Source organism: Vreelandella malpeensis (genome assembly GCF_020622355.1).
Lineage (GTDB): Bacteria > Pseudomonadota > Gammaproteobacteria > Pseudomonadales > Halomonadaceae > Vreelandella > Vreelandella malpeensis.
In genome coordinates, this window is the sequence record NZ_WHVL01000001.1 from 804,013 (window position 1) to 818,186 (window position 14,174).

Here is a 14,174-nt window from a genome sequence, read left to right on the forward strand (position 1 = left end):
TTTTGTAGTATCCAAATCTCTTTCATGCGGGCGCCACGACGGCGCCCCGAGCGATCACTCGCCTTTCTTCACTCCTGGCAACACGCAGAGCATTTCATACAGCAGTGTGGCGCCCATCAGCGCGGTGTTGCCGCTGGTGTCATAAGGCGGCGAGACCTCGACGAGATCGCCCCCGACGATGTTGAGGCCCGCAGTGCCCCGCACGATTTCGAGCCCCTGCTGGGAGGTCAGCCCGCCCATTTCGACGGTACCGGTGCCCGGCGCTACCGACGGGTCGAGGCCATCGATGTCGAAGCTGATGTACACAGGCGTGTCGCCCATCTGCGCGCGTACCTCTTCCATCAGCGGCGCCAGCGACCGGTACCAGCAGGCTTCTGCCTGAACGACGCGAAAACCCTGGTCGCGGCACCAGTCGAAGTCCTCGGCGGCGTAACCGGTGCCACGCAGGCCGATCTGCACCACCTTGTCTTTCGCCAGAAGCCCCTCTTCCTGAGCGCGGCGGAAGGTGGTGCCGTGGGCGATCTCCTCGCCGAACATGTGCTCGTTGACGTCGGCGTGGGCGTCGATATGGATCAACCCCACCGGGCCGTGCTTTTTCGCCATGGCGCGCAGAATCGGCAGCGTCATGGTGTGATCGCCGCCCAGCGTCAGCGGGATGCAGTCGTGGCGCAGCACCTCATCGAAAAACGCGGTGATGATGTCCACGCTCTTGGGCAGGTGGAAGGTATTGATCGGCACATCGCCGATATCCGCCACCTGCAGGTGCTCGAAAGGCGCGGCGCGAGTCGCCATGTTGTAGGGGCGAAGCATGCGCGACTCGTCGCGAATCTGACGCGGGCCCATACGCGTGCCGGGCCGGTTGGAGGTGCCGATATCCATGGGGATACCGATAAAGGCAACGTCGAGTCCTTCGGCACTCTCCTGCGCTGGCAAGCGCATCATGGTCGCCGGCCCACCAAAGCGCGGCACGCTGTTGCCGCCAAGCGGCTGGTTGAAATCACTCACTGCGTTTCTCCTTGTGGTTGTGCTTGAGCCATCAGCTCGATCTCGAAGATTGCCCTGATACTGCATTTAGTGTGCCAAGCGCTTTACGCCCGGAAAATCGGCTTACATAGCGTCTGATTAATGCAAAATCGACTCGAAATCGCGTAGCATTGAGTCACTAATGCATCAACGAGTCATTATTGGTTCGAGGAAAACGGCGTGGATGAGATCGATCGCAGCGTGCTCAAGACCATCGTGGAGACGGCCAATGACCACTTCTTCATCGTTAGTGGCGGTGGCCAGATACTGGATATCAGCCCCGGCGTTGAAGCGGTGTACGGGCTTGCGCGCGAGGCACTTCTGGGCAGCAACGTCAGTACGCTTGAGCGAGACGGCGTGCTCAAGCCCTCCATCAGTCTGGAGGTCATGCGCACCCATCGCCCGGCGCAGCTCATGCAGGTCACCGGCACCGGGCGGCGGGTGATCGCCGAGGCTCACCCGGTGTTCGTGAACGGCAGGCTCGAGCGTATCGTCAGCCGCTCGCGGGACATGACCGACCTGCAGCTTCTGCAGGATGAGTACGCGCTGCTGCAAAAGCGCTTCAACGAGCACGTCAAGCGCGGCCAGAGCGTGGTCGACGACCCGGCGCTCGACAGCGCCCTGGAAGATCTTCAGGTGAGAAGCCACGCGATGCGCGAAGTCGCAAGCCTCCTGAAGCGCGTCGCGCCTTCCGGTGCCAGCGTGCTGATGCTGGGGGAGTCCGGCGTGGGCAAGACGGCGTTTGCGCGCCAGCTTCACCGCTGGAGCGAGCGCGCTGCCGGCCCCTTCGTCGAGGTCAACTGCGGCGCCATTCCGGAGAATCTGTTCGAGTCCGAGATGTTCGGCTACCAGCCCGGCGCCTTCAGCGGCGCCGCCCGCCAGGGCAAGGCGGGGCTTCTGGAGCAGGCCGAAGGGGGCACGCTGTTTCTCGACGAGATCGGCGAGCTTCCGCTTCTGATGCAGACCAAACTGCTGAAGGTGATCCAGGACGGCAAGCTGACGCGCCTGGGCGACACTCGCCCGCGCCGGGTCGATTTCCGACTGGTGGTGGCCACCAACCAGGACCTGGCGGCGCGCGTGCAGGAAGGCCTTTTCCGTCTGGATCTCTACTACCGCCTCAACGTAATCCCTGTGACGCTGCCTGCGCTTCGCGAGCGCCGCGAGGACATCCCCGCGCTTGCAGAGGCCTGCCTTGCCCGGCTCAACGCCCACTACGGACGGCAGAAGTTTCTCGACAACCACGTCTGGTCGACGCTGATGGGCAGCGACTGGCCCGGCAACGTGCGCGAGCTCGAAAACTGGCTGGAGCGCGCCTGGCTTTCGAGCGCCTCGGATCAAATCGAAAGCGTCGAGGCCACCCCCACCACTGCCCGCCCGGAGCCGACGCTTGAAGCGTACGAATCAATCGCGCGCGAAGAAACGCTGCCCGCTTACCTAGCCCGCGTCGAACAGCGGCTGCTGCGCGAGCTGTGCCAGCAGCACCCCAGCACTTACGCCATCGCTAAACGGCTGGGCATCAGCCAATCGAGCGTGGTGCGCAAACTTCGCAAGCACGGCCTGAGCGCTCCCCACGGCTAGGTCGTGTGACGCAAGAGGCATGCATAATTATAAAAAGGTCAGGCTACTGCCCTCTCATGCCATGGCCCGTTCCAGCCGCTGCTTGCGCCGCTCCCAGTCCGGCATCACCTGCTCCAATAGCTCGAAGAATGCCGTGCCGTGATGGGGCACGGCGCGGTGGCAGAGTTCATGGGTGATGACATAGTCGATGGCGTCCACCGGTGCTTGAACCAGGCGGCGATTGAGCAGCAGGCGGCCAGCGGGAGACATGGACCCCCAACGCTGCTGAATTCGACGCACGATGATTCCGATCGGGCGAAATGACTGCGGCACCGCGAAGCGGGCCAGGCAGTGTTCGAGCCGCTCAGGGAACTTGATATGAGCTCGCTCCCGATACCAGGCCTCGACCAGTTCGTGTGTCGTCTCGGGGCTGTGGGGGCGAGGGGTCTGCACGACGATGAAGCCTCGGATCAGCGTCACACGCTTGTGCGTATGCGGGATCACTTTGAGGCGATACTGCCGTCCGAGGTAGAGGTGCGTCTCACCGGAGAGATACTGCCGCTCGGGTGTCCGCGGCAGGAACTGAGAGAAATAGCGCTGCTGCCGCACCACCCAGGCGGCGCGCTTGCGCAGCCTGGCTTCGATGGCCGCCAACGGCGTTTCCATGGGGGCTGCGATCATCACCGAGGCGTCCGGCTCGACGGCGATTTCGAGCGTCTTTCTGGGGCGGCGTTTGACCTCGTAATGAATCTCCTGAGCGCCATAGCGCAGGCAGTGCCGTTCCCGAGTCATGTGGTGAACCTGGCGCGGGCGAGGTTCATGATCTTCTGCTCCAGGTCGTCTAGCACTTCGACCGGCAGATCGACGCCTTTCTGATCGCGGATGACGTCGAAGAAGTAATCGTCGATGGCGTTGCGTAGATCGTTCTGCGCCATCTCGTTCGACCACAGGTCGACGATCAGATGTGACTTGATGATCTCGATGATGTCCAAAGAGATGATGGCCGCTTCGTCGCCCGCCACCGTCGCCTCGTCCCGGGTCTGGAGTTGGCCGTCGAGGATACCGAAGAACGCCTGCCCATCCTCGTCGCCTTTGAGGCGCTCCGGCACGTGATGGCCGCGCTCCTTGCGCGCTATCTGGCTTGCCAGCTTTACCACGCTCTGCAGGTACTCACGTTCGGAGAGCCGCTGCTCGCGATAGGCGCGAATCGTCTCTTCGAGCAGCTCCGAGAAACGTTTGTAAAAGGTCGGGTCCTCATCCATGTTCTCGGTGATCGCCCGCCGCGTGGCACTGGAGATGCGATCAGCCTTAGAGGCTTCCGAGACCCCGGTCTCCTCGACCACCGCCTTCAGCGCATCGGGGTCGTTGATGTTGACCACATCGATGATCGTCTCGGCGGGCATCGCCACGACATGGTCGTCGAGCAGCTTCTGGATTTTGGGCTCGAACTCGCGGATATCGACCGTTTCCTGATAACGGATCTGGACCGAGCGCTTGAGTTCCGAGAACTGCTGCCAGTCGCGCTTTAGGGCGTCCACTTTATTCTGGTCGAAGACGTCGAGCAGCTTGTCCGACGACAGCGCGATGTGCAGGCAACGGCTGTAGGCGCTCAGGCGCGCATAGAAGTCCTGGCGGCACGCTTCGTCGGCGAGATGGCGCTCGAACTGCTCCATGTCACGCTTGTTGCGCACCGGCTTGAACAGATCCCAGAGCTGATCGTGACGCTGAGGCAGCTTGCGGATCTCCTCGCGGACATCGTGCACCGTCCCGGCGAGATCCGCCGCTTCGTAGCCCTCGAAGGCGTTGTAGTTGGTCAGCGCGCTGTCGAGCTCGCCGAGCAGGCCTTCGTAGTCGATGACGAAGCCGAACTGCTTCTCCGTATCCCCCTCCCCGAAGAGTCGGTTCACGCGAGCGATGGCCTGCAGGAGATTGTGCTCCTTGAGCGACTTGCAGACATAGAGCACGGTATTACGCGGTGCATCGAAGCCGGTGAGCAGCTTGGAGACCACGATCAGGATTTCCGGGTCGCCCGAGCCTTTGAACGCCTCGACGATCTCGCGATTGTAGGCCTCCTCGGTTTTGTACTGCGCCATCATCTTTGCCCAGAAATCACGCACGAGATCTCGGGCGTCCTGGTCGATCTCTTCGTGCCCCTCGTTGTCGTCCGGTGGCGAGATGACGATGGCGCTCGAGACATGACCGATCTCGTCGAGCACAGTCTTGAAGCGGACAGCGGCGGCCTTGGAGGGCGCGACGAGCTGTGCCTTGAAGCCGGTCCCCTGCCAGTGCTGGCGATAGTGTTCGGAGATGTCGAACGCCCTGGCGCGGATTGCTTGCTCTGTCTTGGCCAGTGCATCCTTGCGCGAGAACTTGCGCTTGAGATCGCGGCGCTGATCCTCGCTCAAACCAACGCTGATCTTGTCGAACCAACGGTCGATCACCTGCCCTGAGACCTGCTGCTCGACCAGCCTGCCCTCGTAGAGCAGCGGCACCACGGATTCGTCGGCCACCGCTTCGTCGATGCCATAGCGATGGATCAGTCGGCTAAAGGTCTGGAGCGTGTTCTTCTCTTTCTTCAGTAGCGGCGTACCGGTGAAGCCGAGATAGCAGGCGCGGGGCAGCAGCCGGCGCATCTTGGCGGCAAACTGGCTATGCCCGCCGTAGCGGCCGGTCTGTGTACGGTGGCTTTCGTCGACCAGTACGAAGACGTTGGGATCCTCATCCGGCGGCTGGTTGTGCTTCAGCGCGGTATCGAACTTGTTGATGATCGTGGTGATCAGTGGCGTCTTGTCGCGCACGAGTTCGAGCAGATGCGCACCGGTCGTCGCCCGTACCGGCTCCAGATCGCAGGACTTGAACGTCCCCTTGATCTGCCGGTCGAGATCGTCGCGGTCGGTGACGATGATGATGCGCGGGTTCTCGATGCCGCTTTCCAGCGCCAGGGCACGCCCCAGCATCACCATGGTCAGCGACTTGCCCGAGCCCTGTGTGTGCCAGATCACGCCGCCCTTGCGCGCGCCGCGGGTATCGTGCTGGCTGATGGTCTCGATCGCCCGCCGGATGCCAAAGAACTGCTGATGACGCGCAATCTTGCGCACACCGCCATCGAACACGGTGAAGCGACGGACCAGATCGAGCAGCCGCGACGGCCGACACAGCGCGTAGAGCGTTCGATCCTGCGCGGTCACGGCGCGCTCACCTTCCTCCCGTAGCGCCAGGAAATGGTCGCGGGCATCCGCCAGGCGGCCGGCATAGATTGCCTGCGCTTCCGCGATGCTCAGCGGCTGGTTGGCCGCCGCCAGCAGTCGCTCGGCTTCGTCCTCGCTGGCGAGTTCGGCCATCTGCTCCGGGGCCGGTGCTGCCGTGGCGGGGAGCGCGCGCGCCATGACGGAGAGGGCCTCCTCCGCATCATCCTCTTCCCGCCAACCGTGCCAGAACTTCGCCTTGGCACCGACGGTGGCATAACGCGCCTCCACCCGATTCATGGTCATCAGCAACTGCGCAAAGTGGAAGAGCTGGGGAATACCGTCTTCGCGCTGATAGCCGATCAACTGACTATCGGCTTTCTTCAGGTCTTCGGTGGGTCGCTTGTTCTCGATCACCACGAACGGAATGCCGTTGACGAACGCGACGATATCGCAGCGCCGGGTCTGGCGAGACGCCGTCCGCTCCACCGCGAATTCGGCGGTGACGTGGAAAACGTTGTTTTCGGGCGTCTCCCAGTCGATGTAGCGAAACGAGTGGCTCCTGGAGTCGCCATCGATGGATTTGGTGATCGTGGTGCCGAGCACCAGGGTGTCGTAGATCTCCTGATTGGTGCCGCGCAGCCCCTTCAGCCGGTCCGGCGTGGGCTTGAGCCGGCGCAGCGCCTCATGGGCATCCTGCAGATCGAAAGGGTACTCTCGCCCCCGATGGGTGAAGCGGTTGAGGCGCATCGACTGCTCGATCAGGATATCGTCCAGCACCACGTTTTTGAGCCGCCCACCGCGCAGGCGCAGCGCCTCCGCCTGCGACAGCGGAGTGAAGCCCAGCGCCACCAGCAGCTGTAGCGCGGGAATCTGGGACTGGTGTTTTTCAGCGGCGTTAAAAACTTTGTTCATCATGATTTTGCCAGAGCTTTGCCGCCTGCTTCTTCGGACGTTGCAACCGAAGAGGTACGTCCTCTTCTTACCCCTGCCGAAGACGCCGGCTTTTCGATCAGTTCTATCGCAACGTCGAATCCCAATTTTCGGAGGCGTTCAACTGAAACTTGCAAACTTACCTTACTGAAAAATGGCAATCCCAAAGTCCCGTCGGCGTAGGGTTGGCGCATAATTCCGTAAACAATAGTGTATTTTTCGCGAACAACACGTTCGGTTGATTTTGGCAAATGGACTTCAAAACCTTTCTTCTCAGACTTAACAATTGAACGCAGTTTTTTCCTAAACTCTTTATCGCCTACGAAAGCCTCTGCACTGACAATACCCTGTGACCAAAGGTGGCTTATGGGGCCGGAAGAGTGGCCGTCTTTCAAGTGAATGAAGTGTTTTTTATCTGACAAAAAGTCCGCTGGCTCGAGGTTTGCATTTCGCACACCGGCGGGGTTGATTTTTTCCCTATCGAGCTTGAGAAGATCTGCTGCCCTAGTCGCAACCAGATTCGCGATGAGTTCTTGCTCATTATGTGCAACGGTCTTTCCAATAATATTGACTGTGTCGATCTCATCAAAAAATTTGTTCACACTATCCTTGAATAATGCTTCGACCTGAAACCAGTTGCCAGCAAAAAGGATAAAATAAAGCGTGTCCGTTTTCGAGGTCAAAGACGCCTCGTGAATAAAGCAATCGTAAACTTTCCATTTTTCCGAGAACTGATCTTTGTCAGACGGCTTCGCGGAAATTCGGTGTTTTTCCTTTATCTCTTTAATGTCGCCGGTGAATTTGCATCGGTTCAGCTCACTTATATAGTCAGTTATTGCCAAGCTGTGAAATGTGGCTCCATGACTTCCAAAGCCATTGTAGTGAAGCTCACTCCCTTCGATATAGTTGGCCACTTCCGGTGGCGACATGTGAAGATCCACCGGATTACCCTTTCGCAACTCACCCAGATCTACAAATAACTTTTCGTCCAGCTGTTCGATGAGATCCTTTTCGATCACGGGTCGCAGGTTATCAACCCATTTAAAATCAGTTTTATAGTCTGTTTTTTCGTAAACCTTAAAGATCTCATTACATTTTTTCTGGACATCATTAATATCTAGCTCACAAGTGATAGATAAAGAATCCTTACCTGCAACAAAGCGTGCAAAACTTGGATCTTTAGGCGTACCACCTGCGACCCTCGCGACATCACGCAATCGATCAACGCCGAAGGCATTGACATCGCTATCACGGCTAGCCTGAACTCTTTTTTGGAATGTAACCGCATCTGGTGTTGCCAAATCCAGTGAACGTATATTGCTCCCCGGAACAGAGTTCAGCGTGACCTTCAATCCAAACTGTCGCTCAAACGCATCGTCGTTGAGGGCGATATGAATGTGTCCGAAGCAGATGGCAGCGAATCTTGCCCCGATAGGGACGAAAATCACAGCACCTGCGCCACCTGTAAATATTTCGTCAGGTATTTCATTAGATCCTTCTTCGATGAAGGAGCGCCATTTAGGAGGGTTCGAATATATTTGTCCGACAAATACTGTTGCTCCCTCAATCAGCTCCCATGGCCCTCGCTGAAGAGCGCGACCCGCGTTTGGGGCGAAGGTGTCAGTGAAGGCCCTTTCTATGTCTCGGCCTTCACGTAAAAGACGTATGTTGAGGGTGCGCACAGTCATCTTATTCCTCCATTTCGACTCGCCATTCGCCAGTTAGCAGCTTCTGCATCAACCCGCGCTTCTGCCGTGTAACAGCTTTGATCTCGCGTTCGGTCGCTTCCAGATCACCTCTTGCGGTGTCCAGCACCTCTGTAATCGCCTTCTGCTCGTCGAGCTCGGGCAGTGGCAGCTTCAGCGCTGCCAGATCAGCGTAGTAGGTGCGTTGGCGAACACTGCCCGAGCCACCGCTATTGATGTAGTGAGCCCACCACGACGTTTTACGCAGATGGTCGAGGTAGCCTGGATCGAGCCCGTCGGCGTTGCAGGCGAAGACGACGTAATCAGGGCTGACCAGTACCTCTTCATCGCGTTGATTCATCGCGATGGAGCCGACATTGATACGCATCGGGTTGTAGGCGAAAGCTCGAGGCGGCAGGCGCTTATAGCGACTGATATCACCGGCGATGGTCTGTTCACGCATCGGTACGACACCCTGGACTTTGGTTACCCCCATGACATAGTCGCGGCATAGCCCTTTGACTCCATTTCGTTCGGTCAGCTCATGGGTGACGGCCGCAATGCGCGTCGGCGTCCACTGGCTTCGTTGGCCGTTCAGACGGAGGCTGCCAAAAATTAGAGCCGCCCTTAGGCTGCCCAAGCGCTGTGTCTTCTTATCTCGAAGCACAGTGAGCTTCTCGAGAGCTTCGTCCCAAGTTCGCAGTATCTTGACGATTTCATGTTGTTCGGTGAGAGGGGGGAGACCAAATTTTAAATTTCGAATACGTTCTAATGCCAACTTCGGTTGCGCGTTTTGTGTGGCCTCCGCCAGCAACGCGGCTTGAACATTATCAGATCGTAGGGCTTCAAGAAGAAACTCCGGAAGTGCCTGTTTGATCGCGGAAATACGATCCGCATTCTCAGTTAAGTTTGCGCCATCAAGTTTGTCTGGAACCATGGCAACAACACCAAGGGTACCTGCAACAGAGATGATCAAATCGCCACTAGAGACGCGGTATCGGCTCAACGCTTTTCCGAGGTCTGGCGAAATAAACTTAACGCTGTCGAGATCGATTTGCCCACCGGGAAAGTCTGCGACTCTAATATAAGGGAATAGGCTACGCTCTTTTTGAAGATTGCGACCCTTTGGGAGCCGCTTGCCACCAGTCACTCGCGATATTTCACCCAGCCGCACCTGCTGAAAGCCTCGTGATACTGTATCACGCATTGGCATATATCTCCTTCGGATACTTGAGCCTCTTAACCCAGAATTCGACCAGATCGCCCTCGACTATTTTTGGATTATTTTTATATAACTTATTCAAATCATCCTCTCTCATTCGCCTTCGCGGCATCGGCAATGCGCTTCAGCTCCTCAATATCACCTACCTCATCCGCCGCCTTCTGCTGGGCGGCTTTGCGTTTGGCATCGAACGCGTCGTAGCGCTCGTGGGCGATACGCTTGGCGGCTTCCGCCGAGATGGAGCCCGCGCCCTCCAGCTTTGGCAGTTCGTTTGCAGTCAGGAAGGTGTCGAGCACGCGCTCCCACTCCGCCAGCCGCATGGTCTGCCGTCGCGTCGCGCGCAGTTCGGCGGTGTTGAGGAAGGTCTCGACGATCAGGTTGAGTTCCTTGATTTCGGCTTCGGCGAGATAGTTCTTCGCCGTGCCCACATCGGCCTTGCGCAGCGGCCGGCCTTTGTCCGCATTTTTCCACGTCATCAGACCCATATTGGGCTGATCGGGGTTGGCGCGGGCTCGAATCAGCTCGCCGGCGGTATGGCTGGTCACGGCGTTGAGCATCTTGTTCTGGATCGTGGCGTAGAAGGTGGGCACGGCCGACGAGCTGGGGTCGTAATCCTCGCTGAGCGCCAGGATATCGCGCACTTTCTGATAGAAGCGCGCTTCCGAGGCGCGGATATCGCGGATGCGCTCGAGCAGCTCGTCGAAGTAGTCCCAGGCGGGATCCTTCAGGCGTTCGTCGTGCATGACGAAGCCCTTGACGAGATACTCCTTCAGGATCGCCGAGGCCCAGCGGCGGAACTGCACACCGCGGGGGCTGCGGACGCGATAGCCAACCGCCAGAATCAGCTCGAGATTGTAGTGCTTGAGCGATCGGCGCACCTGGCGCTTGCCCTCGCTGCGAACTTGTAAGAATTCCTTACAGGTTGCCGCCTCGGTCAGTTCTTCATCGTCGTAGATCGCCCGCACGAGCTGGGTGATGCCCTGTGGGCTGGATGCGAACAGCTCCGCCATCTGGCCCTGGGTCAGCCATACGGTGCCCTCCACGGCCCGCAGCTGAATCTCGGCCTGACCGTCCTCGGTGGTGTAGAGGATGATTTCGCCTTCAGACATCGACACCGAGCTCCTTCAAATAGCCGGCCATCTTTGCGCGAACCTCGGCCAGCTCACCTTCGATGCGTTCGATGTCGCGCTGTACGGCTGCCACGTCGATCTCTTCCTCCGGCTCGAAGGTATCCACGTATCGAGGGATATTGAGGTTGTAGCCGTTATCAAAAAGCTCCTCGGGGCTGGCGCGATGGGAGTAGCGTTCGATCTCGGCACGGGTGCGATAGGTCTCCAGCACCTTGCCGATATGGGTGTCGTCCATCACGTTCTGGGTCTTGCTCGGCGTGAATGCCTTGCTGGCGTCGATGAACAACACGTCGCGGCGTGATTCGTTGGCGCCCCCTTCCTCTCGCGAGCGGTCGAAAATCAGGATGGCGACCGGAATCCCCGTGGTGGTGAACAGGTTGGCGGGCAAGCCGACGACGGTGTCGAGCAGATTCTCTTCAATCAACTGCTGGCGAATGCGCCCCTCGGCGCCAGCGCGGAACAGCACCCCGTGGGGCACGATGACCGCGACCCGGCCAGACTGGCGCTTGGCGATCTCGATCATGTGGGTGATGAAAGCGTAGTCGCCCTTCGATTTGGGCGGCACACCGCGCCAGAAGCGCGCGAACGGATCGGCACCGGCGTTCTCTGCGCCCCACTTATCCAGCGAGAACGGCGGATTGGCCAGCACCACATCGAAGCGCATGAGATGGTCGCTTTCTACCAGCGCCGGGCTGTTGAGGGTGTCACACCACTCGATGCGCGCGGCATCCTTGGCGTGCAGGAACATGTTCATGCGTGCCAGTGCCCAGGTGGCACCGTTGACCTCCTGGCCGTAGAGGGCGAAGTTTTCGGAGCCGACCTCCTGAGAAGCCTGGATCAGCAGCGAGCCAGAGCCGCAGGCGGGATCGCAGATGGTGCTACCCGGTTCGGGGGCGGCCAGCTTGGCCAGCAGGCGCGAGACTGCCGTGGGCGTGTAGAACTCGCCTGCCTTCTTGCCGGCGTCCGAAGCGAAGCGCGAGATGAGATAGATGTAGCACTCGCCGATGATGTCCTCGGTCACCCGAGAGGGGCGCAGGTCGAGTGCGGGCTTGGCGAAATCCTCGAGCAGATTCTTGAGCCGGCGGTTGCGGTCCTTGGGGCGGCCAAGATTGGCTTCCGAGTTGAAGTCGATATTGCGAAAGACCCCTTCCAGCTTGCTGCGGTTGGCGTCTTCGATCTTTTCGAGGGCGATATTGATCAGCTCGCCGATATTGGGCGCGTTGCGCTGTGCGTGCAGGTCATAGAAGCTCGCGCCCTCGGGCAGAACGAAGCGTTCGCGCTCCAGACGGCGGCGAATGCGCGCCTCGTCGCCGTCGAACTGCTCGCGGTAGGTCTTGAGGTGATCGTTCCAGAGATCCGAGATGTACTTCAGGAACAGCATCACCAGGATGTAATCCTTGTACTGGCCGGCATCGACGGCACCTCGGAAGGTGTCACAGGCGGCCCAGGCGGTCTGGTTGATCTGGTGTTGCGTCATTTGGTCGGTCATGGGGCCATTTCCTTGTGATCAGCGGCCATCGCGGCTTCGCCGAGAATGAGGCTCGACAGGCGTTCTCGGTGTGTGGCGAGTTCCCGCAGCAGGCGCCCTTCCTGTCGAGCCAGAGCGTCGAGCTCAACGATGCGTCGTTGCGTAGCAAGATCGGGCACGGCAATCTCAAGCCGTTCGAGCACTTTCATTGGGATCATACGCAGGCTAGTGCCCTGAGCTTCGGCACCAAGCCTGCGCTGGGCATCGGGTTGATTGATGGCCCAAGCCAAGTAGGTCGGCAGCAGGTAGTTCGTATCGGGGTGCAGGATCACGAGGGGGCTGACGACGAGCACGGGTTCTTTCAGGGCGTCATCAATAGCAGATGCCGTACTAGGCACTCCGCGGGAACGAAACACGACGTCGCCATGTGTCACGAAATAGTGATCGGCAAGCTTGCTGAGTGCATAGCGCTGAAACGGCGGCGTCGGTGGGGTTCCATCAGCGGCAACATCGCGCAGTTGGAGTACAGGAATGCCATCTTCGTCGGCGGGCTCTAGCTTGCTGCGAGCCGTGTAACCCGAATGGATATCGCAAAGATCCGCTAAAAGCATGTCAAAAGCTCTATAGTTCAATGTACAGCAATATAAACACAAACAAAGAAACTATCAATTATTATCGCAGTTTTCCCTCTACAGAGATTAAAAATAGCATGTAAAATTTGAAATCAAATGCAATGGGCTCACCCCACTTGGACAGCTGATACCCTTTCGCCACACAAGCGTCACACAACGGCAACGTCCTTGACCCACAGTGATTGGCCACGACCCACCTTTGGTGAAAGCCATGAGCCCATCACGTATCCGCCTGGCGGGCGTCTCCAAGCAGTGGGGCGCGACCGCCGCCGTCGATGACATCTCTTTTGAGGTGACGCCGGGGCAGTTCGTCATTCTGCTGGGGCCTTCCGGCTGCGGTAAATCGACCACGCTTCGCATGATCGCCGGGCTCGAAGAGGCCTTGAGTGGCGCGATCCACATCGGCGAGCGCGATGTCACGCGCTCACCGCCCGGCGACCGCGGCCTCTCCATGGTGTTTCAGTCCTACGCGCTCTTTCCCCACCTGAGCGTGGCCGAGAACATCGTCTTTGGCCTGAAGAGCCGCCGCGTGCCCAAACCCGAGCGCGACCAACGCTTGGCTCACGTGGCAGAGCTGGTCGACCTTTCGCCCTACCTCGACCGCAAGCCGGCGAATCTTTCCGGCGGTCAGCGCCAGCGGGTGGCGCTGGCCCGCGCCATCGTTTCCGAACATCCGATCTGTTTGATGGACGAGCCGCTCTCGAACCTGGACGCGCGCTTGAGAGCCGACATGCGCCGCGAGATCAAGGCGCTGCAGAGCCGGCTCGGAATGACGGTGATCTACGTCACTCACGATCAGGTGGAAGCCATGAGCATGGGCGACCGGGTGATTCTCATGCAGCACGGCCGCATCGTTCAGGACGCCACCCCGAGTGAGCTCTATAACCACCCGGCGAGCGCCTTCGCCGCCAGCTTCATAGGAAGCCCCGCCATGAATCTACTGCCTTTGGTCGCCGGTGTTACCGGTGCCGTGATCGACGGCGACACTACCCCGGTCGCCCCGTTGGAAGCCGCCGGCGGAAAGCTTGGCATTCGCCCCGAGGATATCGAGCTTCGCCTTGAAAACGCGCCCGGCGTGGCCGCGCGCATCACCGGCGAGGAGTACTTGGGCGCTGATACCGTCGTGCACGTGGCGGTGGGCAATCACAGCCTTCGCGTACGCGTGGCGGGTCGCCCCGATTTTGCCAGCGCCGCCTGTCGCCTCTACTGGGTGCCGGCAAAGGCGCACCTGTTCGCCGCCGGCGGCCTGCGCCACGAGCACCTGACGCCCAGCGCCTTCGCCTCTGCGGCGCGCACCGTTGCCCGCCCGCCGACGGTGGGCTCGTTCCAGCACTGATCC

The 14,174-nt window shown here is 59.5% G+C and carries 10 protein-coding genes; 2 read left to right on the top strand and 8 right to left on the bottom strand.

The window, feature by feature from the left end; all coding sequences use genetic code 11:
• Nucleotides 1-54 precede the first annotated feature (54 nt).
• Nucleotides 55-1,005 (bottom strand): agmatinase, encoded by a 951-nt coding sequence (speB, locus tag GEV37_RS03655; protein WP_227388818.1) that lies wholly within the window; start codon nucleotides 1,003-1,005, stop codon nucleotides 55-57.
• Nucleotides 1,006-1,203: 198 nt separating this feature from the next.
• Here speB and GEV37_RS03660 point away from each other — a divergent pair, with 198 nt between their 5' ends.
• Nucleotides 1,204-2,601: a sigma-54 interaction domain-containing protein gene (locus GEV37_RS03660; RefSeq protein WP_227388819.1), complete on the top strand. Its 1,398-nt coding sequence runs from the start codon at nucleotides 1,204-1,206 to the stop codon at nucleotides 2,599-2,601.
• A 54-nt stretch (nucleotides 2,602-2,655) separates the two neighbouring features.
• Here GEV37_RS03660 and GEV37_RS03665 read toward each other — a convergent pair whose 3' ends face one another.
• From GEV37_RS03665 to GEV37_RS03695, 7 genes are all read right to left on the bottom strand, one after another.
• The gene (locus GEV37_RS03665) at nucleotides 2,656-3,372 is read right to left on the bottom strand and encodes a M48 family metallopeptidase (RefSeq protein WP_227388820.1); all 717 of its coding nucleotides are present in this window, start codon (nucleotides 3,370-3,372) and stop codon (nucleotides 2,656-2,658) included.
• The gene (locus GEV37_RS03670; RefSeq protein ID WP_227388821.1) at nucleotides 3,369-6,683 is read right to left on the bottom strand and encodes a type I restriction endonuclease subunit R; all 3,315 of its coding nucleotides are present in this window, start codon (nucleotides 6,681-6,683) and stop codon (nucleotides 3,369-3,371) included. Before GEV37_RS03670 ends, GEV37_RS03665 begins: the two co-directional genes overlap by 4 nt.
• Nucleotides 6,680-8,386, bottom strand: coding sequence for a TIGR04141 family sporadically distributed protein (locus tag GEV37_RS03675; RefSeq protein WP_227388822.1), 1,707 nt, complete (start codon nucleotides 8,384-8,386; stop codon nucleotides 6,680-6,682). Before GEV37_RS03675 ends, GEV37_RS03670 begins: the two co-directional genes overlap by 4 nt.
• Nucleotide 8,387: 1 nt before the next feature.
• On the bottom strand, nucleotides 8,388-9,590 hold the full coding sequence (locus GEV37_RS03680; protein WP_227388823.1) for a restriction endonuclease subunit S: 1,203 nt from the start codon (nucleotides 9,588-9,590) through the stop codon (nucleotides 8,388-8,390).
• 98 nt (nucleotides 9,591-9,688) lie between these two features.
• A complete protein-coding gene (locus tag GEV37_RS03685; RefSeq protein ID WP_227388824.1) occupies nucleotides 9,689-10,714 on the bottom strand; it encodes a virulence RhuM family protein in 1,026 nt (341 codons plus the stop codon).
• The gene (locus GEV37_RS03690) at nucleotides 10,707-12,224 is read right to left on the bottom strand and encodes a type I restriction-modification system subunit M (RefSeq protein WP_227388825.1); all 1,518 of its coding nucleotides are present in this window, start codon (nucleotides 12,222-12,224) and stop codon (nucleotides 10,707-10,709) included. The genes GEV37_RS03685 and GEV37_RS03690 overlap by 8 nt, the downstream gene beginning before the upstream one ends.
• Nucleotides 12,221-12,814, bottom strand: coding sequence for a restriction endonuclease subunit S domain-containing protein (locus GEV37_RS03695; RefSeq protein WP_227388826.1), 594 nt, complete (start codon nucleotides 12,812-12,814; stop codon nucleotides 12,221-12,223). Before GEV37_RS03695 ends, GEV37_RS03690 begins: the two co-directional genes overlap by 4 nt.
• A gap of 232 nt (nucleotides 12,815-13,046) precedes the next feature.
• On the opposite strand from GEV37_RS03695, the gene GEV37_RS03700 reads away from it, so the two are divergent.
• Nucleotides 13,047-14,171, top strand: a complete 1,125-nt coding sequence (locus tag GEV37_RS03700) for an ABC transporter ATP-binding protein (protein WP_227388827.1) — start codon at nucleotides 13,047-13,049, stop codon at nucleotides 14,169-14,171.
• Nucleotides 14,172-14,174: the final 3 nt, after the last annotated feature.

What these genes read in the sequence shown, in the direction of transcription:
- GEV37_RS03690 (WP_227388825.1), bottom strand. Translation starts at nt 12,224, where the DNA reads ATGACCGACCAAATGACGCAACACCAGATCAACCAGACCGCCTGGGCC.
- GEV37_RS03680 (WP_227388823.1), bottom strand. Translation starts at nt 9,590, where the DNA reads ATGCGTGATACAGTATCACGAGGCTTTCAGCAGGTGCGGCTGGGTGAA.
- GEV37_RS03700 (WP_227388827.1), top strand. Translation starts at nt 13,047, where the DNA reads ATGAGCCCATCACGTATCCGCCTGGCGGGCGTCTCCAAGCAGTGGGGC.
- GEV37_RS03670 (WP_227388821.1), bottom strand. Translation starts at nt 6,683, where the DNA reads ATGATGAACAAAGTTTTTAACGCCGCTGAAAAACACCAGTCCCAGATT.
- GEV37_RS03695 (WP_227388826.1), bottom strand. Translation starts at nt 12,814, where the DNA reads ATGCTTTTAGCGGATCTTTGCGATATCCATTCGGGTTACACGGCTCGC.
- GEV37_RS03685 (WP_227388824.1), bottom strand. Translation starts at nt 10,714, where the DNA reads ATGTCTGAAGGCGAAATCATCCTCTACACCACCGAGGACGGTCAGGCC.
- GEV37_RS03675 (WP_227388822.1), bottom strand. Translation starts at nt 8,386, where the DNA reads ATGACTGTGCGCACCCTCAACATACGTCTTTTACGTGAAGGCCGAGAC.
- GEV37_RS03665 (WP_227388820.1), bottom strand. Translation starts at nt 3,372, where the DNA reads ATGACTCGGGAACGGCACTGCCTGCGCTATGGCGCTCAGGAGATTCAT.